The sequence below is a fragment of the Streptomyces sp. NPDC014889 genome (genome assembly GCF_043081205.1).
Taxonomy (GTDB): domain Bacteria; phylum Actinomycetota; class Actinomycetes; order Streptomycetales; family Streptomycetaceae; genus Streptomyces.
Genome location: NZ_JBIBWH010000023.1, coordinates 70,309 through 91,710, shown reverse-complemented (window position 1 = coordinate 91,710; position 21,402 = coordinate 70,309). Strand labels below are relative to the sequence as shown.

Sequence of the window (21,402 nt, the reverse complement as noted above, 5' to 3'; positions counted from 1 at the left end):
GGGTGGGGGGGGGGGTGGTCGGGGGGGCCTTGGTGGGCCGCCCCCGTGCCCCCCCCCCCGCCCCCCCCCCCCCCACGTCTGCTCGGCTCTGCCTGGGTTGACGGCGGACGGGATGGGAGCTCCTCGCGCACGCCACTATGGGCCTGCAGTCGGCGACGGTGCCCCTCCATCCCGGTGCCGGCCGATCCCCCGCCGGAGGCTCTGTTCTGACCGCGGACGCTCCCATGCGGCACTCGACTCGTGGCCTTCGGCTCGCTGCTATGTGCGCGGCACGGGCGCCGGCCGGGCTGGAGCGGGGCGGAGACAGGAGCGCAGGCCCGGCCGGGGGCCGGGCCGCGCGCGGTGAGCGGAGCGAGCCGCCTTGATGAAGTAGGGAAAGTCTTACCGCGCCATGACCCGGGCGGCTGATCCCGGGGTGTCGGCTACGCGCCCACCTGGGCTACCGTGCGATCTATGCCCTCTGGACTGGACACGCCTCAAGGTGCGGCCGAACTGGCCGAGTCGCTCTTGCCCCCGCTCGGGAACCGCTGGCTGCACACTCAGGCGGTGGCGGCTCGTGCGTGCGAAGCATCCGTGGCTGTGTCCGAAGGGGACCGTGATCTACTCGTCGCCGCTGCCTGGCTGCATGACATCGGCTATGCCCCGGAACTTCGAGACACGGGATTCCATCCGCTCGACGGTGCCCGACACCTGGAGACGCTTGGGGCGCCGTCCCGGCTCGTGCGTCTCGTTGCCCACCACTCCGGAGCCGTGTACGAGGCTGAACAGCGTGGGCTGACTGCTGAGCTGGATGCGTACGAACGGGAGGATTCCCCCGTCCTGGACGCGCTGATCTATGCGGACATGACGACCGGGCCGGCTGGGCAGTCCTTCGACTTCGATCACCGCATTGACGAGATTCTGGAGCGGTACGAGCCGGGTAGTGAGGTGCACAACGCGATCAGCAAGGCGCGTCCGTACCTCGGGGCCGCCGTCGAGCGGACGCGCTCTCGCCTCGCTGATCAGCCGATGTAGGGATCGGGGCGATCAGTCAGCCCGCGATCGATCCGCATCCGCATCGACGGGTGGATGTTCAGCCCGTCCAGCCGGCTGGGATGGACGAACGCCACTTCCTTGCTCTCGCTGCTCGTGCGCAGCTCGCCGCCGACGATGCGGGCCCGGAAGCAGATCGAGAACTGTTGGCGTACCTCGCCGTCGTCGTACGCCATGACGTGCGCGGGGTTGGTGTAGATGCCGACCAGTCCCGTCACCTCGACGTCGAATCCGGTCTCTTCCTTCGTCTCGCGTACTGCGGCATCGAGGGCTGACTCGCCGACATCGACCCCGCCGCCGGGCAGTGCCCATAGATTGTTGTCCGTCTTGTGGATCAGCAGGACTTCCCCGGCATCGTTGAGCGCCACTGCGGTGACGGACGGAACGATGCTGTTCGCCTTTGGGGCTTTCGGATCGTTGAAGTAGTCGACTCGGGCCATGCGCCAAGCCTTACACGCTCCACCGGGTGGATGACGTATCCGGGCTGCCTACTCGGGGCGCCCGTGCTCCCACGCGTAGTCAAAGCTTCGCATGTAGTGCCGGAACGTCCGGGCCCCTGGGATGTAGCGGAAGTGCAGCACCGGGTTCTGCCCCGCGGGCGCTCCGAGTACGTGCGGGTTCACCAACACGTCGTCATCAAACCGGTAGATCGAGTTGTAGAGGATCGTGTCGTGCAGCCGGACTTCGACGCCCGGCGTTGTCATCGCTGGCTCGAGGTACCGCCGGGTGATCCGTGCACGTGCGGCCAGATCGCCGCCGATGCCTTCCTCTTCGCCGCGCTGGCGGACCATCTCCGAGTCCGGATCACCGAGCAGGACACGGACTTGCCCGCCGGCCTTGGCCTTCTCCGCCAACTGGTCTGGAAGATCCGGGTGGTTGTCGAAGAGGAACAGTCCCGCGTACACGAGGATGTCTACGTGGTCTTTCGCCTTCTCGATCAGCGATGACCACAGTGTTGCCGGCACTGCCCCACGGTGTGGGTAGTACGTGATCAGTTCTGAGGTGCTCGCCGACTCGGCTTGCTTCTGAACGGCGGGCCAGATGTAGACCTCGTCAACGCCAAGGAAGCTCGCGGCCTTCCAACGGTGTCCCCGGTGCGGCGTGCGGTCCGTCGTGATCCACCGCTCCACGCTCTTGGGGTCCACCCCGACGTGCTGTGCCACGGACTGGATCGTCTCGCCCTTCGCTGAAATCGCAGCGCGTAGACGCTCGTTCGCCATGACATGTCCTTCCATGGGACGCCGTAGGGACGTTTTGACGATAGCTCAGACGTCCCCAAACGTCCATACGGACCGTGATGTGTCCACTACCTTTCGCGGTCTCCTGATCTCACCGCCGAGCGGCGGCATCAACTCCCCGCTGGATCAGGAGAACAGACGATGCGACAGATTCCCGTCGACACCACCAACGCGACCGTGATGGTCGCCAAGGCTCCGCAGCCCAAGGTCAAGGACCGCCGTACCGGTGAGATCGCCACCGACAAGGACGGCGTCACGCTGATGGTCGTGGAGGTCATGTTCTCCACGCCCGACGAGGTGGAGATCCTTAAGCTCACCGTCCCGCAGCCCGGCGTCTCCGAGGACCTGACCATGGGCACCCCGGTCGCGCTGACCGGCCTGGTCGCCTCGGCGTGGGAGAACGAGTTCAACGGCCAGAAGCGGCACGGGATCGCCTTCCGCGCGGTCGCGGTCACCTCGCTGGCCGCCGCGGGCTCGGCCTCGAAGGCGGCCTGAGCCATGACGTGGCTGTTCGTCGCCCTGGTGCTGGTCGCCGCCGCTGCGGGTCTCCTGCGGTGGCGGCGCCCCGCCTGGTACTGGCTGACTCTCGGGGTCACCCTCGCCGCGCTGCGGGTCCTGGTCCGGTACGGCTCGGTCATGGACGCCTGCGGCCTGACGGTCCCGGCCCCCCGCTGGCGCCTGACCTTAGCGCGGGCCACCAACCGGCCCGTTCCCGGTCCTCGTGCCCCGCGCATCCTGCGCCTTCGGCCGACCCGGACAGGTCTGGTGCTGCGGCTCAAGCTCCGCCCCGGACAGGACGCCTTCGACGTGGCCGCCTCGTGTGACCGGCTGCGGCACTCGTTCGCCCTGTACGGCGTCACCTCCCGTGAGCTGCGCTCGGGTGTGGTCGAGGTGCGGATGACCGGCTATGACGTGCTCAAGCGGGTGCAGATGCCGACGTTGGTCGACACCCGGCCGATGCGGGTCCCGGTCGCCCTGCGCGAGGACGGGGCCGTGCACTACCGCGACTACCGCGCGGTGCCCCACGCGCTCACCCTCGGCGCCACGGAGTCCGGCAAGTCCGTCTATCAGCGCAACCTCGTGGCCGCGCTCGCCCCGCAGAACGTCGCCCTGGTCGGCATCGACTGCAAGCAAGGGGTGGAGCTGTTCCCGCTGGCCCGCCGGTTTTCCGCGCTCGCCGACAACCCCGACACCGCTGCCGAACTCCTTGATGCGCTGGTGTCCCACATGGAGGGCGTCTATCAGCTCATCCGGGCCGAGCAGCGGATTACCGCTGACGTGCCGGATGCGGAGATCGCCGCCGACATCTGGGACCTGCGCGAGGAGCTGCGGCCGGTGCCGATCGTGGTCCTGGTCGACGAGGTCGCCGAACTCGCCCTCTTCGCCACCAAGGAGGAGGAGAAGCGCCGGGACCGCATCATCACCGCCCTGGCCCGGCTCGCCCAGCTCGGCCGCGCCGCCGGCATCTACCTGGAGATCTGTGGGCAGCGCTTCGGCTCCGAACTCGGCAAGGGCATCACCATGCTCCGCGCCCAGCTCACCGGCCGCACCGCGCACCGGGTCAACGACGAAGCCTCGGCGAACATGGCCTTCGGCGACATCGCCCCGGACGCCGTTCTGGCCGCGATCCAGATCCCCACCGACACCCCTGGCGTCGCCATCACCGGCGACTCCACCGGCGGCTGGGCCCGCATCCGCGCCCCGCACACCTCGCTGCGCCAGGCCGTGAACACCTGCAACCGGCACGCCGACCTGACCCCGGACCTGCCCACCCTGGCCCCGTTCCGGCCCGTCCTCGGCGCCCTCAAGCCGGTTTCGGCCCCGGCGGTCGAGTCCGCCCCGGCCGCCGCCTGACCCTCACCCGCGTAGGTCCCAACCGAACGAAGGGAGAGCACCCGCCATGAGCGCGCGCTCCGAGGACTTCACCCGCACCGTGGCTCTGCTCGGCGACCTGGCCCTGTACGCCCACACCATCGGCGCCGACCTCGGCTTCGTCGACGCTGTCGGCCCGTGCCTGGCCGTCTCGCTGCCCGAGCCGCCGCCCGGCTTCTTCCCGCCCGGCTACGACCCCACCGACGGCCCCCAGTACCCCGGCCAGGAGGGATGACCGTGCCCGCCGCGAAGAAGCCCGCCACCCGCCGCAAGACGCCCCCGCCGCCGGCGCCCGCGAAGTGCCCCGACTGCGACGGCAAGGGCGAGATCACCGAAACCGTCCGCGTCGGCTCCCGCAAGGGCCGCGCCACCAACGACCACCAAACCGCCCTCTGCCTCACCTGCTGGGGCACCGGCCACGCCGCCGACTGAGCCAGGAAGGAGGACATCCCATGACCCGGTCCCACCTGCGCGTGGATGCCGTCCTGGTCCAGGCCGTCATCGCCGGTGCCCTGTCCTTCGCCCACCTGCACGACCTCGCCGCCGCGGCTGGACAGGACGGCTGGAAGGCGTGGGCCTACCCGGTCAGCGTGGATCTGCTCCTGGTTGCCGCCTGGCGTCGGCTCCGCTCCGACGGTCCGTCCCGGCTGGCCTGGTGCTGGTTCCTGATCGCCCTGGTCGCCTCGCTCGGCGCGAACGTGGCCACCGCCGGGTTCCTCGACCTGGACCACCCGCCCGCCCTGCTCCGCCTTGGCGTCGCCGGATGGCCAGCCCTGGCCTTCCTCGGCGGCACCCTGCTTGCCCACTCACCCGCGCACCGTTCCCCGGCCCCGCCGGCATCCGCCACCCCGGACCCGGACCCCGTGCCCGAGGTGGAGCCCGAACCGATCGCCGTCACCGAGCCGGACCCGGCGCCCGAATCCGTCGCGGTCCCGGCGCCCGAGGAAACCTCGGCCCTGCCCACAGCCGAACCGCCCGCGGTGGCCCCGGTCCCGGCTGCGCTGGTCGACCACGCCCGCAAGGTCGCCGACGACCACCACGCCCGCACCGGCACCCGGATCGACACCGACACCCTCCGCGCCCGCCTCGGCGTCCCGCCCCACCTGGCCGACGCCGTCGCCGCCCAACTCACCTGACCCGAAAGGACAACCCGTCATGCCCGCCCGCGACTTCTTCCACTCCGTGATGCGGATCGGCCCCGTGCAGATCGGCACCCACCGCGACCGCCACGGCACCACCAAGCACGCCGCCGTGTGTAGCTCCGACGGCTGCGGCTGGTCCGCCGACTACACCTCCCAGTCCGCCGCCCAGCTCGCCGCCCGCACCCACCGCTGCAACGTCCGCTAGGAGACCACCGCCCATGGACGTCCCGCTCTGGCTCGCCCTGGTCGTCGTCGGCTACCTCGGCGTCAAGCTCATCCGCCCGCCCTGGTGGCTCATCGCCGCCCTGCTCCTGGGCGGCTACCTCCTAGCCGACAGCCTCCTGGCCCCGGTCATCGACACCGCCGTCAAGTAACCCGCGAAAGGAGAACCGCTGATGTTCCGGCCCAAGCTCCCGACCATGCCCCAGCCCACCGGCACGGTCACCCCGCCCGCGGTCGTCATCGAGCCCACCGCCATCACTCCGGGCACCCCGGCCCCGCCGCCGGTCCCCGTCGCCCCGGCCTCTACCCGACCCACCATCCAGCTCACGCCCGGCACCGCGCTCGCCCTCGTCGGTGGCGGCACCGCCGTCGTCCTGGTCGTCGGCGCCGTCCTGGTCTCCATGCTCCTCGCGGTCGCCATCACCGGCGCCTCGGTCGCCGTCTGCGCCCTGGTGATCCGCTCCCTGATCAACGCCGACAACCGGCGCCGCTGAGCGGCCCCCGGAGCGGCCTCGGTCGCCAAACTTCGTCCGCTCCGGGCGCCTCCCCACCCTCCAGATCTAACGGACCCGAAAGGCAAGCCCATGATGCCCCAGCACGCCCCGACCCGGCGTATCTGCCGCGACTGCGACGGCTTCGCCACCGTCGCCATCACCACCGGCACCCGCTACGCCGACGGCTCCCGCGCCACCCTCCGCGTCGCCTGCTCGACCTGCAAGGGCACCGGTCACGCCCTCCCTGCCGCCCTCGTCCGGGCCGGGAGGTAACAGCGTGACCGACACCGCCACCCTGGCGGGCCTGGACCCGACCACCCTCGGCGACCTGCTGCGGGTGGCCGGGTCCCCCGGCTTCGACCGCTGGCAAGACCAGATCCGCCGCACCGGCGGCTGCGCCGACCCCATCCACCTGACCGGCTGGGTCCTGCACAAGGACAAGACCACCGGCGAGACCCTGCACCACTACAGCACCGAGGGTGAGCCGGGCGGACGACTCCGCGTCGCCTGCGGCAACCGCCGCGCCTCCCGCTGCCCGGCCTGCGCCTGGACGTACGCGGGCGACACCTACCACCTGATCCGCGCGGGCCTGGCCGGGGACGACCGCCGCGACATCCCCGCCACCGTCCGCGATCATCCCCGGGTCTTCGCCACCCTCACCGCCCCCTCGTTCGGCCCGGTCCACAACCGGCCCGACCATGGCACCTGCCGCTGCGGCACCCGCCACACCCCGGACGCCCCGGAGCTGGGCACCGCCCTCGACCCGGTGACCTATGACTACGCGGGCGCCGTGCTGTTCAACAACCACGCCGGACAGCTCTGGCAGCGCTTCACCAACCGCCTGCGCCGCGAGATCGCCGCCCGCGCCGGCATCACCCAACGAGAGCTGAAAGAGCGCGCCCGGCTGTCCTACGGCAAGGTCGCCGAGTTCCAGAAGCGCGGCGCCATCCACTTCCACGCCGTGATCCGCCTCGACGGACCCGACGGGCCGGACACCCCGCCCCCATCCTGGGCCACCGTTGCCCTGCTCTCCGACGCGATCCGCGCCGCCGCCGCGCACTCCTACACCTCGGTCTCAGTCCCGGCCGCCGCCGACCAACCGGCCCGAACCTTCCGCTGGGGCACCCAGCTCGACGTCCGGCCGGTGAAGGCGTTCGGGGACGGCTCCGAGATCACTGAGCAGGCGGTCGCCTCCTACGTGGCCAAGTACGCCACCAAAGCCGCCGAGAACACCGGCACCCTCGACCGCCGGGTGGGTGAGTTGTCCGAACTCGACCGCCACGGCGTCCCCGAGCAGGCCCGCCGGCTCATCGAGGCGTGCAAGACGCTCGATCCGCTCTACCCCGACCGGCGGCTGTGGGCCTGGGCTCACATGCTCGGCTTCCGCGGCCACTTCTCCTCCAAGTCCCGCCGCTACTCCACCACCCTTGGCACCCTCCGCCAGGCACGCGCCGACTACCGCGCCGCACAGGAACACGCTGCCGTCGGCGTGGAGGATCGCGAGCCGGACACCGTGCTCGTCCTCGCCGACTGGCAGTACGCCGGCCACGGCCACACCCCCGGCGAATCCGCGCTCGCCGCCACCATCGCCCGCGATCTCCAGCTCAACCGCGAAATCGCCCGCGAAGAACTCTCAGCCCTGGAAGGAACCTGACGTGAAAGACGAGCTGATGACCGTCCCGCAGATCCTCGATGAGCTGGGCGGAGTTTCACGGCGGACGTTCTACCGATGGCGCGAGCTGGGGCAGGGGCCGGCTGCCTTCAAGCTGCCGAACGGTGAGCTGCGAGTCTGGCGGAGCGACTTCACCACGTGGCTGCGTCAACTGGAGGCGGCGGCGTGAAATCTCTCGACGTGAAGGTGTGGGGCGTTCGAAGGAGAAACACGAAAAGGTCGTCCTACGACGTCCGTTGGATCGTGGCCGGGAACGTGTTCTCCGAGCAGTTCCGTACCAAAGGACTGGCGGATCACTACCGTTCCAAGCTCCTGCGTGCCGCTCACGGGGGCGAAGAGTTCGACACAGTCACAGGGTTGCCTGACTCGATGGTTGAAAAGGCAGCCTCGATGAGCTGGTACGCCTTCGCTCTGCGGTATCTCGCCATGAAGTGGCCGCACGCGGCTCCCAACACGCGAAGCGGTATCAATGAGTCGCTGACCGCGGTGACCATGGCATTGCTCGACGACCGTCCGGGACAGCCGCCGGAAGAGCTGATCAGGAAGGCGCTCCGTAACTGGGCTTTCGTCCTTCCTGGGCCGGATGACCGCGAGCTGCCAGATGAGATCGCGCACGCACTGCACTGGGTGTCGAAGGCCTCGCGCCCCCTCGCCGATCTCGGCGATGCTGCCATAGCCAGGGCCGTGCTGGACTCCCTGAAATTGAAGCTCGACGGCACGGCGGCAGCTGCGGAGACTGTTCGGCGCAAGCGCCGGACCCTCGTCAACGCCCTGCATTACGCGGTGGATCTCGGCGAGTTCAAGGAGAACCCGATCACTGGGATTCGCTGGAAGAAACCGAAGATCGCCGGAGAAGTCGATCCTCGGGTGGTTGCCAATCCCGAACAGGCTCGTTCCCTGCTGACCGCTGTGTCGTACGTCGGTGGGTACGGTCGGGCTCGCGGCCGACGGCTCGTCGGCCTGTTCGCCTGCATGTACTACGGGGCTTTCCGCCCTGCTGAGGCTGTGGGCCTCACTGCGGCAGACCTGAAGCTGCCAGAAGCGGGCTGGGGTACGGCACTCCTCAACCGGACGCGTCCCAGCGCCGGCAAGCAGTGGACGGACTCGGGCGAGACCCATGACGACCGGGGCCTGAAGAATCGGCCCGCCGAGGAAGTGCGGCTCGTGCCGATCCCGCCCCAGCTCGTCATCACCCTTCGGCAGCATCTGGACACCTTCGGCACCGCAGAGGACGGACGGCTGTTCACCAACGAGCGCGGGGGAGTGGTCGGCTCCTCGACGTACTACCGCGTCTGGCAGGAGGCTCGGCCGCTCGCCCTCCCGCCGGCTGCGGTCGCCTCGCCGCTCGCCGCGCGGCCGTACGACCTTCGGCACTCGGCGCTGTCGACCTGGCTCAACTCCGGAGTCGACGCAACCGAGGTCGCCGAGCGCGCGGGCAACAGCGTTGAGGTCCTCCTGTCCCGCTATGCCAAGTGCATCGACGGCCGGCAGGAGGTGGCCAACCGCAAGATCGAAGAACTGCTGCGCGAGTACGAGTGACTCACGCTGTGCCAAGCTTCACGCCCCCGGACTCGGCCGGGGGCTTTCTCGTTTTGCTGGGGCTGACCTGGGCAGATGCCTCAAGATCCTGTCCACGAATAGTCCACGGACCCCAACATACGGCCGCTTCGGGCGGCATACGCCTGCACATACAAGAAGACCCCGCACTCAGCGTTTCCGCTGGTCACGGGGTCTTTGGGCACCTCATCGAGGGTGCCCCCGGCAGGATTCGAACCTGCGCACACGGCTCCGGAGGCCGTTGCTCTATCCCCTGAGCTACGGGGGCGGGTCGGGCGCGTTGTCTGCGCGGCGACGGGTAGAACACTACCAGTTCCGGGAGGGTGGTCATGAACGTTTTCCGGTGGGGGCCTCGGGGTGGGTCCCCCGGACGGGGTGGAAGTGGGGAAAAGCCGGACGCGGTGGCCGGTCCCGACCTACTCTCGAGTGGTGCCAGCCGCTTCGGGACGGGTGCTTGTTGTGGACGACAACAAGGTCATCCGGCAGCTGATCAGGGTCAATCTTGAGCTTGAGGGGCTCGAGGTCGTGACCGCGGCCGACGGTGCCGAGTGTCTGGATGTCGTGCATCGGGTGCGGCCCGATGTCGTCACGCTCGACGTCGTCATGCCGCGACTGGACGGGCTGCGGACTGCCGCCCGGCTGCGGGCCGACCCGCTCACCCGTGATCTTCCCCTTGCCATCGTCAGCGCCTGTTCGCAGTACGAGATCGAGGCCGGGCTCGACGTCGGCGTCGACGCCTTCCTCGCCAAGCCCTTCGAGCCGGCCGAGCTCGTGCGGCTCGTGCGACGGTTGATCGACGGTGGGGCTCGTGGGGCCGGGGAGGCCGAGCCCGCCGGACGTAGCAGCGGCTGACCCGGCGTCGTACGCCAGTAGCGGCTGACCCGGCGCCGTGAATTCGTCGTCCCGCCGTGCCCCCTGTGATTCCCGTCCCTGCCGTCCACATGGCGATACCGCGCCCAAATGAGTTTCCATACCCACCCCCCTCCTCCCCTACGCTTGTCCCGTGACCCCCGTGGAGCTCTCCCGTACCGTGCTCAGCGCGGTCCGTCGCGCTGTCGACGTGGGGGAACTCGACGTCAGCGTGCCCGAGCGGGTCGTGGTCACGCCGCCTCGGCCCGGTGGTTGTGGTGACTACGCCACCAACGTCGCCCTCCAGCTCGCCCGGCCCGCCGGGCAGCCCGCCCCGGTCGTCGCCCAGGTGCTTCGGGGGCATCTGCTCGGTCTCGACGGCATCGACGACGTCACCGTCACCGGACCCGGGTTCCTCAACATCAGCCTCCGCGACGCCGACGCCGAGGCCGCCCTCGCGCGGCTGGTGGAGGACGTCCGGCGGGGTGGTGAGCGGTACGGGTACGCCCAGGGGACGGCCGGGACCGTCGTCGAGCTGCGTTGTCCGCGTGAGGTCCGTGCCCTCGTCGTCGCGGATGTCGTGGCCCGGCTTCTCCGGTCCCAGGGGAGCGAGGCACGGGTCGTCCCCGTCGGCCCCGTTCCCGTCCGCTGGGAGCAGATCCTCGGCGTCCATGCCGAACCCGTCGGCGACGACGCCGTTCCCGCCGTCCACATCCGGCCCGTTCCCGCCCCCGCCGACCCCCTTCCTCTCGGTCGTGACGCCGCTCGCTGGGTTCTCCTCCACCCCGCCGGGCACGACCGGCCTCGTGTCGGGGTCGAGCATCTCGTCCAGCGCGAGAGCAATCCGCTCTTCCGCGTCCGGTACGCCCACGCCCGCGTCCGGGCCCTCGGGCGCAACGCGGCCGACCTGGGCTTCGGTGCCCAGGCGGGGCCCCTCGACGTCGTACCGTCCGAGCTGGTCGCCCTGCTCGCCGACCATCCCCGCGTGCTCGCCCGGGCCGCGGACCACCACGCTCCCGACGTTCTCGCCCGGCACCTCGTCAGCGTTGCCGATGCCGTGCTGCCCTTCCTCGCGACCGTGCTGCCGCGCGGGGAGGAGAAACCCTCGGCCGCCCACCGCGCCCGGCTCGCCCTTGCCGAAGCCGCCGGGACGGTGCTGGCCGGTGGCCTGTCCCTGCTCGGTATCGACGCACCCGAACACCTCTGAGAGAGCCCACAGAGAGCCGCACTGACATGAGCCGTTCCGCACACCCCGCCGGGCCCCGTCACGCCGATGTCCTGCCCGAGGGGCACTACTCCGCCCCGCCCACCGACCTCAACGCCCTCGAACCCAAGGTCTGGGCGCAGACCGTCGGCCGGCGCGAGGACGGTGTCGTGACCGTCGGCGGCATCGCAGTCACCGACCTCGCCGAACGGTTCGGCACCCCCGCCTACGTCCTCGACGAGGCCGACTTCCGGGCCCGGGCGCGGGCCTGGCGCAACGCCTTCGGGCACGACGCGGACGTCTTCTACGCCGGGAAGGCGTTCCTGTCCCGGGCCGTCGTGAAGTGGCTCGACGAGGAGGGGCTCAACCTCGACGTCTGCTCCGGCACCGAGCTCGCCACTGCGCTCTCCGCGGGGATGCCCGCCGAGCGCATCGCCTTCCACGGCAACAACAAGTCCCCGTACGAGATCGAGCGGGCCGTCGAGGCCGGGGTCGGGCGGATCGTGCTCGACTCCTTCCAGGAGATCGTGCGGGTCGCCCACATCGCGCAGTCCCTCGGGAAGCGGCAGCGGGCGCAGATCCGGATCACGGTCGGCGTGGAGGCGCACACGCACGAGTTCATCGCCACCGCGCACGAGGACCAGAAGTTCGGCATCCCGCTGGCCGGGGGACAGGCCGCCGAGGCCGTGCGGCGGGCCCTCCAGCTCGACGGGCTCGAACTCATCGGGATCCACTCCCACATCGGGTCGCAGATCTTCGACATGTCCGGGTTCGAGGTGGCCGCGCACCGCGTGGTGCGGCTGCTCAGGGACATCCGGGACGAGCACGGCGTGGAGCTGCCGGAGATCGACCTCGGCGGCGGGCTCGGGATCGCGTACACCCGCAACGACGACCCGCGGGAGCCGCACGAGATCGCCAAGGCGCTGACCGAGATCGTCACCCGTGAGTGCGAGGCCGCCCGGCTCCGTACGCCCCGTATCTCCGTCGAGCCGGGGCGCGCGATCGTCGGACCGACCGCCTTCACGCTCTACGAGGTCGGCACCATCAAGCCCCTGGAGGGGCTGCGGACGTACGTGTCCGTCGACGGGGGCATGTCGGACAACATCCGCACCGCGCTCTACGACGCCGAGTACAGCGTCGCGCTCGTCTCCCGTGTCTCCGAGGCGGAGCCGATGCTCGTCCGGGTCGTGGGGAAGCACTGCGAGAGCGGGGACATCGTGGTCAAGGACGCCTTCCTGCCGGCCGACCTGGCACCCGGTGACCTCATCGCCGTGCCGGCCACGGGCGCGTACTGCCGGTCGATGGCCAGCAACTACAACCACGCGCTGCGTCCGCCGGTCGTCGCCGTCGCGGGCGGGGAGGCCCGGGTGATCGTCCGCCGGGAGACGGAGGAGGACCTCCTGCGGCTCGACGTCGGATGACGCCCACGCCACCGAGGCCGGTGACGGCGCGGGGCGGCCGGAAGATCTCCTGTCTTCCGGGCCGACGAAAATGAAATAAACGTCTCACGATCCGGACAAATAGCAGAAACTTCGTTCCGGTGAGTGAGACTGGTCCAACCGTAGACGGTATGAGGAAACGAGGTCGGATGATGCGTACGCGTCCGCTGAAGGTGGCGCTGCTGGGCTGTGGGGTTGTCGGCTCAGAGGTGGCGCGCATCATGACGACGCACGCCGACGACCTCACGGCCAGGATCGGGGCCCCGGTGGAGCTCGCCGGGGTCGCCGTGCGACGCCCCGGCAAGGTGCGCGAGGGCATCCCCGCCGAGCTCATCACCACCGACGCCACCGCGCTCGTCAAACGCGGCGACATCGACGTCGTGGTCGAGGTCATCGGCGGGATCGAGCCCGCCCGGACGCTCATCACCGCCGCCTTCGAGCACGGCGCCTCCGTCGTCTCCGCGAACAAGGCCCTGCTCGCCCAGGACGGGGCCGCCCTGCACGCCGCGGCGGAGACCAACGACAGGGACCTCTACTACGAGGCCGCCGTCGCCGGCGCCATCCCGCTGATCCGGCCGCTGCGCGAGTCCCTCGCCGGGGACAAGGTCAACCGGGTGCTCGGCATCGTCAACGGCACCACCAACTTCATCCTCGACAAGATGGACTCCACCGGGGCCGGCTACCAGGAGGCCCTCGACGAGGCCACCGCGCTCGGGTACGCCGAAGCCGACCCGACCGCCGACGTCGAGGGGTTCGACGCCGCCGCCAAGGCCGCGATCCTCGCCGGGATCGCCTTCCACACGCGGGTACGGCTCGACGACGTCTACCGCGAGGGCATGACCGAGGTCACCGCCGCGGACTTCGTCTCCGCCAAGGAGATGGGCTGCACCATCAAGCTGCTTGCCATCTGCGAGCGGGCCGAGGACGGCGGGTCCGTCACCGCCCGCGTGCACCCCGCGATGATTCCGCTCACCCACCCGCTGGCCTCCGTGCGCGGCGCCTACAACGCGGTGTTCGTCGAGTCCGACGCGGCCGGGCAGCTGATGTTCTACGGGCCCGGCGCCGGCGGCTCGCCCACCGCCTCCGCCGTGCTCGGCGACCTCGTCGCCGTCTGCCGCAACCGGCTCAACGGGTCCACCGGGCCCGGCGATTCGGCGTACGCGGCGCTGCCCGTGTCACCGATGGGCGACGTCGTCACGCGCTACCACATCAGCCTGGACGTCGCCGACAAACCGGGTGTGCTCGCCCAGGTCGCCACCGTGTTCGCCGAGCACGGGGTTTCCATCGACACTGTTCGCCAGCAGGGCAAGGACGGCGAGGCCTCCCTCGTCGTCGTCACCCACCGTGCTTCCGACGCCGCCCTCGGCGGGACCGTGGAGGCGCTGCGCAAGCTCGACACCGTGCGGGGTGTCGCCAGCATCATGCGGGTTGAAGGAGAGTAACCAGCAATGACCCACCAGTGGCGCGGAATCATCGAGGAGTACCGGGACAGGCTGCCGGTCTCCGACAGTACGCCGGTCGTGACGCTCCGTGAGGGCGGTACGCCCCTCGTGCCCGCCCAGGTGCTCTCCGAGCGCACCGGCTGCGAGGTCCACCTCAAGGTCGAGGGCGCGAACCCGACCGGGTCCTTCAAGGACCGCGGCATGACGATGGCGATCAGCAAGGCCAAGGAGGAGGGCGCGAAGGCCGTCATCTGCGCCTCCACCGGCAACACGTCCGCGTCCGCGGCCGCCTACGCCGTACGGGCCGGGATGGTCTCCGCGGTGCTGGTGCCGCAGGGCAAGATCGCGCTCGGCAAGATGGGCCAGGCGCTCGTGCACGGCGCGAAGATCCTCCAGGTCGACGGCAACTTCGACGACTGCCTCACGCTCGCCCGCGCGCTCAGCGACAACTACCCCGTGGCGCTGGTCAATTCGGTCAACCCGGTGCGTATCGAGGGCCAGAAGACGGCCTCCTTCGAGATCGTCGACATGCTCGGCGACGCGCCCGACATCCACGTCCTGCCGATCGGCAACGCGGGCAACATCACCGCCTACTGGAAGGGCTACCGCGAGTACGCCGCGGACGGCGTCGCCACGAGGACGCCCCGCATGTGGGGCTTCCAGGCCTCCGGCAGCGCCCCGATCGTGCGCGGCGAGGTGGTCAAGGACCCGTCGACCATCGCCACCGCGATCCGTATCGGCAACCCGGCCTCCTGGACGTACGCCCTGGCCGCGCGCGACGAGTCCGGCGGCGCCATCGACGAGGTGACGGACCGTGAAATCCTGCGCGCCTACCGGCTGTTGGCCGCGCAGGAGGGTGTCTTCGTCGAGCCGGCGTCCGCCGCGTCCGTGGCCGGACTGCTGAAGGCCGCCGAGCAGGGCAAGGTCGACCCCGGCCAGCGCATCGTGTGCACGGTCACCGGCAATGGCCTCAAGGACCCCGACTGGGCCGTCGCCGGCGCTCCCCAGCCGGTCACGGTCCCGGTCGACGCGGCCACGGCGGCCGAACGCCTGGGCCTGGGCTGACGGCACCGGCTCCCGTACCACCGCGCCACCGCCGCCGTCCGCGCCACCGCCGCACGTCCGCGCCGTCGACGACAACCGTGACGACGACAACCGTGACGACGACGACCGCCACGGTGATTGCTACGACGATCGACCGCGCCCGGCTCCGCAGGGGCCGGCGCCGGTCGAGCCGGCGCCGGCCGACTCGCTGACCGTGTGAGCCGGTGACCGTCGAGCCGCCGCCCGCCAGGCCGTCGTCGGCTGAGCCAGCCGCCCGCCGCCCCGAGTACGGCCCGATGACGTCCGGCCCGATGGCACTCGATGCCGACGCCGCGCATGGACGCCCCACCCGCCGACACTCCACCCGCGACACCCCGCCACTTCGGCGCCCGCCGCGTTCCGCCCGCCCCGTTTCGCCCGGTCGGCGCAACGCACGCGCACCGCGCAAGGGACGCAACCACGTGGCGTGCGGAGGCGTCTCCCACAAGGGGACTTCCGCGGAGGGTGGCACAGGGGGCTTGCGACACGCATCGTGCGCCTCCCGTGCGCCCTATGTCGCCACTGAACTTTCCTTCGATAAGCTGTAGGGAACCCGACCGCCGCACACGCCCACGCAGGTGGCGGCGCCGCGCCGTCCGCGCGGCCCGAGGGCCTTCCCCGTTCCTATCGAGTGTCATTCGACCATCACGCAGCTCAAGGAGAGTCAACGAGCGATGGCCGGTCCCGCGTTCCGCGCCGCCGCCGTCCGGGTGCGCGTCCCCGCCACCAGCGCCAACCTCGGCCCGGGCTTCGACGCCCTCGGCCTGTCGCTGGGGCTCTACGACGACGTCGTGGTCCGGGTGGCCGACTCCGGGCTGCACATCGACATCGCCGGCGAGGGCAGCGAGACGCTGCCGCGGGACGAGAAGCACCTGCTCGTCCGCTCGCTGCGCACCGCCTTCGACGTACTCGGCGGACAGCCGCGCGGCCTGGAGATCGTCTGCGCCAACCGCATTCCGCACGGCCGCGGCCTCGGCTCCTCCTCCGCCGCCATCTGCGCCGGAATAGTCGCCGCCCGCGCCGTGACCATAGGCGCCGAGGCCAGGCTCGACGACACGGCGCTGCTCGAGCTGGCCACCGAGATCGAGGGCCACCCGGACAACGTGGCGGCCTGTCTGCTGGGCGGGTTCACCCTGTCCTGGATGGAGGCCGGAGGCGCCAGGGCCATCAGGATGGAGCCCTCCGATTCCATCGTTCCGGTGGTTTTCGTGCCAGGAAAGCCGGTGCTCACCGAAACCGCGCGCGGCCTGCTCCCGCGCACCGTTCCGCACGTGGACGCCGCCGTCAACGCGGGCCGCGCCGCACTGCTCGTCGAGGCCCTCACCCGGCGCCCCGAGCTGCTGCTGCCGGCCACCGAGGACCGTCTGCACCAGGAGTACCGCGCCCCTGCCATGCCGGAGAGCGCGGCGCTGGTGGAGCGGCTGCGGGCGGACGGCATCCCCGCGGTCATCTCCGGCGCCGGACCCACCGTCATGGCACTCGCCGACGCGGGCACCGCGGACAAGGTGGAGCAACTCGCGGGCGCCGACTGGGCCGCCAACCGGCTGAGTCTTGACCTGCAAGGAGCCTGCGTACTGCCGCTCGCGGCAGGCGCGGAGATCTGAAAGCCGGCGGTTGCCGGATTTCGAGAGGGGGAATGTTTGTTGGATCCGGTAGTGTTAACCTCAAGTCTGCACCCGACCCCACCATGGCGAGGTGCTTCGTGTCCCCGTCCGGGACAGACATTCCTCCGGGAGCCCCCCAAGCCGCACTGTGTGGTGTACGTCGTACGTGGGCAGTACCTCGTATGCGCACACTGAGCGGTCCGCCGGGCACGCTCCGGAATCGGTGCGACCGCGCCACGTGACTCAGTGACACTGGGTGTCGCTGATGGCCGAGGAAGCGCCAATCACCAGATATCTCTTCCGCCGTTCAGGGCGGACCACCGCCCCGGCACGGTTCACCAGCAAGGACCGAAGCCGGACAGCACAACCGGTCGCCGAGCCAGACAGGCCGACGTCCGCTCCAGGGAAGGACCCTTCGTGAGCGACACCACCGATCTGATGGGCGCACGTGTCGAGGAGACCGCTGCCGCGCCCGCCACGGACGCCTCCGCGCCTGCCGGCGGTGCCGGCTCCCGGCGGCGCCGCGGTACCGGCCTCGAGGGCATGGTGCTGGCCGAGCTGCAACAGGTCGCATCGGGCCTCGGCATCAGGGGCACCGCGCGGATGCGCAAGAGCCAGCTGATCGAGGTCATCAAGGAGGCGCAGGCGGCCGGGGGCGCCCCTGCCGCGAAGGCCGCGCCCGCCGCGGGGGACGCCACCGAGACGAAGCCGAAGCGCCGCGCCACCTCACGGACCCGTACGGCCGACGACGCCGCGCCCGCGAAGAAGGCGGCCGAGGCCCCCGCCGCGAAGCTCTCGAACGACGTGGAGCAGTCGGACGCCTCCGCCAAGTCCGTGGCGCAGAAGCAGATCGAGATCCCCGGCCAGCCCGCTGGGGGCACCGTCCGTGGGGGAGAGGCCGAGCGCGGGGCGGAGGACGCTCCGGCCGAGCGCCGCCGGCGCCGGGCCACCGCCGAGGCGGGCACCCCGGCGGGTGGCGCCGAGACCGTCGCCGCCGAGGCGAAGAGCGAGTCGAAGACCGAGAACCCGCAGCAGCAGCCGCAGGGCGACGGTGACGGCGGCGAGGGCCGCCGTCGCGACCGCCGTGAGCGCGGCCGGGACCGCGACCGCCGCGGCAAGGGCGACGACCAGCAGGGCGGTCAGCAGCAGCGCCAGCAGGGCCAGCAGCAGGGCGGCGGCCGTCAGGACCGCCAGCAGCGGCCCGACGAGGACGGGGACGACTTCGACGGCGGCCGCCGGGGCCGTCGCGGCCGCTACCGCGACCGCCGTGGCCGCCGTGGCCGCGACGACGTCTCCGAGCCGCAGATCACCGAGGACGACGTCCTGATCCCGGTCGCGGGCATCCTGGACATCCTCGACAACTACGCCTTCATCCGTACGTCGGGCTACCTGCCGGGTCCCAACGACGTGTACGTCTCCCTCGCCCAGGTCCGCAAGAACGGCCTGCGCAAGGGCGACCACATCACCGGCGCGGTCCGCCAGCCGAAGGACGGCGAGCGCCGCGAGAAGTTCAACGCGCTGGTCCGGCTGGACTCCGTCAACGGCATGGCGCCCGAACACGGCCGTGGGCGGCCGGAGTTCAACAAGCTGACGCCGCTGTACCCGCAGGACCGGCTCCGTCTGGAGACCGACCCCGGCGTCCTGACGACCCGCATCATCGACCTGGTCTCGCCGATCGGCAAGGGCCAGCGCGGTCTGATCGTGGCCCCGCCGAAGACCGGTAAGACCATGATCATGCAGGCGGTCGCCAACGCGATCACGCACAACAACCCCGAGTGCCACCTGATGGTCGTCCTCGTCGACGAGCGTCCGGAAGAGGTCACCGACATGCAGCGGTCGGTCAAGGGCGAGGTCATCTCCTCGACCTTCGACCGTCCGGCCGAGGACCACACCACGGTCGCCGAGCTCGCCATCGAGCGCGCCAAGCGCCTGGTGGAGCTGGGTCACGACGTGGTCGTGCTGCTGGACTCGATCACGCGTCTGGGCCGTGCGTACAACCTGGCGGCCCCGGCCTCCGGGCGCATCCTGTCCGGTGGTGTCGACTCCACCGCCCTGTACCCGCCGAAGCGGTTCTTCGGTGCGGCCCGCAACATCGAGGACGGCGGTTCGCTGACCATCCTCGCCACCGCCCTGGTGGACACCGGGTCCCGCATGGACGAGGTGATCTTCGAGGAGTTCAAGGGCACCGGCAACATGGAGCTCAAGCTCGACCGGAAGCTCGCCGACAAGCGCATCTTCCCGGCGGTGGACGTGGACGCGTCCGGTACCCGTAAGGAAGAGATCCTGCTCGGCAACGAGGAGCTGGCCGTCGTCTGGAAGCTGCGCCGGGTGCTGCACGCGCTCGACCAGCAGCAGGCGATCGAGCTGCTTCTCGACAAGATGAAGCAGACCAAGTCGAACGTCGAGTTCCTGATGCAGATCCAGAAGACGACGCCGACCCCCGGCAACGGCGACTGAGCGTTCCGCCAGGTCGGAAGGCCGCCTCCCTGTTCCAGGGGGCGGCCTTCCGCCGTTGTGGGCCGTACGAGCGCTACGGGCCGTACGAGACCTTCACCACAGGCGCCGTGCCCCGCCCCGGCCCTCCACGGCACGGTCGGGCCCCGCGTCACCGCAGGTGAGCGGGTTGCCAAGGGATGCACAGCCGGGCATGGCACCCATGTCCGCATGTGGTGGGCACAGAGCGTTGTGCAACCCTTTCCCGAGTTCCCCCGTCTGACCGGACGAGCGAGGATAGTGCGGTACGGGTCTCATGACCGAGAACGGACCGGGGCCTGACCCCGACCGCAGGGGGTAACCGACCGTAGACACGGAACCGAGGAGCGCATGCCTGCCGACAGCACGCGAGGACCGGGCATACCAGGGGAGCCCGACGACGCCAGGCCCCGCCGCCGAGGAGGCAGGGGCCGTCGTCGCAAGCCTCCCACCGGGCGGCGCAGGGCCCTGACGGCGATGGCCTGGACCGCCGCGGGAATCGTCGTGCTCGGCGGTACGGGGGCGGGTTTCCTCTACTTCAAGCTCAACGGCAATCTCAGGACGATCGACATCAACCAGGCCCTCGGCCGGGACCGGCCCACCAAGGCCGACAACGGCTCCGAGAACATCCTGGTCCTCGGCTCCGACAGCCGCGCCGGCGGCAACAGGAAAATAGGCGGCGGCACCAACGACGGCAGCGCCCGCTCCGACACGGCGATGATCGTGCACGTGTACGAGGGCCACAAGAGGGCCGGCGTGGTCTCCGTACCGCGCGACACCCTGGTCGACCGCCCCCAGTGCACCGACGCCAAGGGCGGCACGCACGCCGCGGCGCACAACGCGATGTTCAACGAGTCGTACTCCGCCGGCGGCGCGGCCTGCGCGGTGAAGACGGTCGAGTCGATGACCGGCCTGCGCATGGACCACTACCTGGAGGTCGACTTCAGCGGCTTCCGCAAGCTCGTCGACGAACTCGGCGGGGTCCAGGTCACCACGACGAAGAACATCGACGACCCGCGCAGCCACCTCGACCTCGCGGCCGGCACGCACACCCTCGACGGACGGCAGGCCCTCGGCCTGGTCCGCACCCGGCACGGCGTCGGCGACGGCTCCGACCTCGGCCGCATCCAGCTCCAGCAGGCCTTCGTCAAGGCCCTGGCCGACCAGGTCAAGCACATCGGCGTGTTCACCAACCCCAAGAAGCTCTACGACCTCGCCGACACCGCGACCAAGGCCGTCACCGCCGACTCCGACCTCGGCTCGGTGAACTCCCTGATCGCCTTCGCCGACGGCCTGAAGGGCATCAGCTCCTCCCACATGACCATGGTCACGATGCCGGTGCAGTACGACCCGGCCAACCCCAACCGCGTCCTCGTGGAGAAGGCCAAGGCCCAGCAGATCTGGACCGCCCTCAGGAACGACCGCCCCATCCCCAAGTCGGCCACCCAGGGGACGGCCACCGGCAAGGCAAGCGGAGTGGTGAGCGCCCCTTAGGCCGCCCTCAGGGGCGCGGGGAACTGCGCGACAAGCCACAGTCCACCGGCACACGCCCGCGGCGAGCACCCGGCACCCCGGGCACGCGGAAAACCCGCCACAGCCCCGCAGGGACGCGCAGGGACCCGCCGGGAATACCCGACCCCACCCCCCGGTTTGGGTGGATGGCCCCAGTCCTGGCAGACTGGTACGTCGGCTCCGGTTCACGCTCCGCATCCCGCGGCTGCGACCCGGCGCCCTCCCGGAACATAGGAGACACCTTGAAGCGCGACATCCACCCCGCGTACGTCGAGACGCAGGTCAGCTGCACCTGCGGCGCGTCGTTCACCACTCGCAGCACCATCGACTCCGGCACCATCCGTGCCGAGGTCTGCTCCGAGTGCCACCCGTTCTACACGGGCAAGCAGAAGATCCTCGACACCGGTGGCCGTGTGGCCCGCTTCGAGGCCCGCTTCGGCAAGGCTGCCGCCGGCTCCAAGAAGTAGCGAGCCCCATTTCGCCGGTCCATGGCCGTGCCCCCACCGCGGGGTGCGCCGGGACCGGCGTTTTTGGTCGCCCGCCTTCCCCCACCCCAGCAGTACAGGCA

The 21,402-nt window shown here is 70.6% G+C and carries 24 protein-coding genes and 1 tRNA gene; 22 read left to right on the top strand and 3 right to left on the bottom strand.

Translation table 11 applies throughout. The annotated features are described in order from the left end of the window. Positions 1-453: 453 nt before the first annotated feature. Entirely contained in the window at positions 454-1,014 is a 561-nt protein-coding gene (locus ACF09J_RS33345) for an HD domain-containing protein (protein WP_392309204.1), read from the top strand. On the opposite strand, the gene ACF09J_RS33340 is transcribed toward ACF09J_RS33345, so the two are convergent. After that, a complete protein-coding gene (locus ACF09J_RS33340; protein WP_392309203.1) occupies positions 1,002-1,472 on the bottom strand; it encodes an NUDIX hydrolase in 471 nt (156 codons plus the stop codon). The genes ACF09J_RS33345 and ACF09J_RS33340 overlap by 13 nt on opposite strands. Before the next feature lie 48 nt (positions 1,473-1,520). Further along, a complete protein-coding gene (locus ACF09J_RS33335; protein WP_392309202.1) occupies positions 1,521-2,252 on the bottom strand; it encodes an XRE family transcriptional regulator in 732 nt (243 codons plus the stop codon). A gap of 159 nt (positions 2,253-2,411) precedes the next feature. Between ACF09J_RS33335 and ACF09J_RS33330 the strand changes: the two genes are divergently transcribed. From ACF09J_RS33330 to ACF09J_RS33275, 12 genes are all read left to right on the top strand, one after another. Beyond that, complete coding sequence (locus tag ACF09J_RS33330) at positions 2,412-2,765, top strand: hypothetical protein (protein WP_392309201.1); 354 nt, start codon at positions 2,412-2,414, stop codon at positions 2,763-2,765. Positions 2,766-2,768: 3 nt separating this feature from the next. Next, a complete protein-coding gene (locus ACF09J_RS33325) occupies positions 2,769-4,124 on the top strand; it encodes an FtsK/SpoIIIE domain-containing protein (protein WP_392309200.1) in 1,356 nt (451 codons plus the stop codon). 46 nt (positions 4,125-4,170) lie between these two features. Beyond that, entirely contained in the window at positions 4,171-4,377 is a 207-nt protein-coding gene (locus ACF09J_RS33320) for a hypothetical protein (protein WP_392309199.1), read from the top strand. Continuing rightward, positions 4,374-4,574 (top strand): hypothetical protein, encoded by a 201-nt coding sequence (locus tag ACF09J_RS33315; protein WP_392309198.1) that lies wholly within the window; start codon positions 4,374-4,376, stop codon positions 4,572-4,574. Before ACF09J_RS33320 ends, ACF09J_RS33315 begins: the two co-directional genes overlap by 4 nt. Before the next feature lie 20 nt (positions 4,575-4,594). Continuing rightward, entirely contained in the window at positions 4,595-5,278 is a 684-nt protein-coding gene (locus ACF09J_RS33310; protein WP_392309197.1) for a DUF2637 domain-containing protein, read from the top strand. A 19-nt stretch (positions 5,279-5,297) separates the two neighbouring features. Continuing rightward, positions 5,298-5,489, top strand: coding sequence for a mobile element transfer protein (locus ACF09J_RS33305; RefSeq protein WP_392309196.1), 192 nt, complete (start codon positions 5,298-5,300; stop codon positions 5,487-5,489). A gap of 13 nt (positions 5,490-5,502) precedes the next feature. Continuing rightward, a complete protein-coding gene (locus tag ACF09J_RS33300; RefSeq protein ID WP_392309195.1) occupies positions 5,503-5,658 on the top strand; it encodes a hypothetical protein in 156 nt (51 codons plus the stop codon). Between the two features lie 21 nt (positions 5,659-5,679). Next, positions 5,680-6,000 carry a SpdD-like protein gene (locus tag ACF09J_RS33295; RefSeq protein ID WP_392309194.1) on the top strand — a complete coding sequence of 107 codons (321 nt, stop codon included), beginning with the start codon at positions 5,680-5,682 and terminating at the stop codon, positions 5,998-6,000. Between the two features lie 93 nt (positions 6,001-6,093). Further along, positions 6,094-6,273, top strand: coding sequence for a hypothetical protein (locus ACF09J_RS33290; protein ID WP_392309212.1), 180 nt, complete (start codon positions 6,094-6,096; stop codon positions 6,271-6,273). Positions 6,274-6,277: 4 nt separating this feature from the next. Continuing rightward, entirely contained in the window at positions 6,278-7,654 is a 1,377-nt protein-coding gene (gene repSA / locus ACF09J_RS33285; RefSeq protein WP_392309193.1) for a replication initiator protein RepSA, read from the top strand. Between the two features lie 16 nt (positions 7,655-7,670). Next, positions 7,671-7,841: a helix-turn-helix transcriptional regulator gene (locus ACF09J_RS33280; protein WP_392309211.1), complete on the top strand. Its 171-nt coding sequence runs from the start codon at positions 7,671-7,673 to the stop codon at positions 7,839-7,841. Then, positions 7,838-9,211 (top strand): tyrosine-type recombinase/integrase, encoded by a 1,374-nt coding sequence (locus ACF09J_RS33275; protein ID WP_392309192.1) that lies wholly within the window; start codon positions 7,838-7,840, stop codon positions 9,209-9,211. The genes ACF09J_RS33280 and ACF09J_RS33275 overlap by 4 nt, the downstream gene beginning before the upstream one ends. Positions 9,212-9,425: 214 nt before the next feature. Here ACF09J_RS33275 and ACF09J_RS33270 read toward each other — a convergent pair. Further along, positions 9,426-9,497: transfer RNA gene (locus ACF09J_RS33270), tRNA-Arg, on the bottom strand. Positions 9,498-9,610: 113 nt separating this feature from the next. On the opposite strand from ACF09J_RS33270, the gene ACF09J_RS33265 reads away from it, so the two are divergent. From ACF09J_RS33265 to rpmE, 9 genes are all read left to right on the top strand, one after another. Then, the gene (locus ACF09J_RS33265; RefSeq protein ID WP_392309210.1) at positions 9,611-10,081 is read left to right on the top strand and encodes a response regulator; all 471 of its coding nucleotides are present in this window, start codon (positions 9,611-9,613) and stop codon (positions 10,079-10,081) included. A gap of 151 nt (positions 10,082-10,232) precedes the next feature. Next, positions 10,233-11,285 (top strand): ArgS-related anticodon-binding protein NrtL, encoded by a 1,053-nt coding sequence (gene nrtL / locus ACF09J_RS33260; protein ID WP_392309191.1) that lies wholly within the window; start codon positions 10,233-10,235, stop codon positions 11,283-11,285. 26 nt (positions 11,286-11,311) lie between these two features. Further along, positions 11,312-12,703 carry a diaminopimelate decarboxylase gene (gene lysA / locus ACF09J_RS33255; RefSeq protein WP_392309190.1) on the top strand — a complete coding sequence of 464 codons (1,392 nt, stop codon included), beginning with the start codon at positions 11,312-11,314 and terminating at the stop codon, positions 12,701-12,703. 167 nt (positions 12,704-12,870) lie between these two features. Further along, a complete protein-coding gene (locus ACF09J_RS33250) occupies positions 12,871-14,163 on the top strand; it encodes a homoserine dehydrogenase (protein WP_392309189.1) in 1,293 nt (430 codons plus the stop codon). Positions 14,164-14,169: 6 nt separating this feature from the next. Further along, complete coding sequence (thrC, locus tag ACF09J_RS33245; protein WP_392309188.1) at positions 14,170-15,228, top strand: threonine synthase; 1,059 nt, start codon at positions 14,170-14,172, stop codon at positions 15,226-15,228. Between the two features lie 692 nt (positions 15,229-15,920). Continuing rightward, entirely contained in the window at positions 15,921-16,850 is a 930-nt protein-coding gene (gene thrB / locus ACF09J_RS33240) for a homoserine kinase (RefSeq protein WP_392309187.1), read from the top strand. Between the two features lie 417 nt (positions 16,851-17,267). Next, the gene (gene rho, locus ACF09J_RS33235) at positions 17,268-19,307 is read left to right on the top strand and encodes a transcription termination factor Rho (protein ID WP_392309186.1); all 2,040 of its coding nucleotides are present in this window, start codon (positions 17,268-17,270) and stop codon (positions 19,305-19,307) included. Positions 19,308-19,673: 366 nt separating this feature from the next. Further along, on the top strand, positions 19,674-20,816 hold the full coding sequence (locus ACF09J_RS33230) for an LCP family protein (protein ID WP_392309185.1): 1,143 nt from the start codon (positions 19,674-19,676) through the stop codon (positions 20,814-20,816). Between the two features lie 260 nt (positions 20,817-21,076). Next, entirely contained in the window at positions 21,077-21,301 is a 225-nt protein-coding gene (gene rpmE / locus ACF09J_RS33225) for a 50S ribosomal protein L31 (RefSeq protein ID WP_073948783.1), read from the top strand. Positions 21,302-21,402 lie beyond the last annotated feature (101 nt).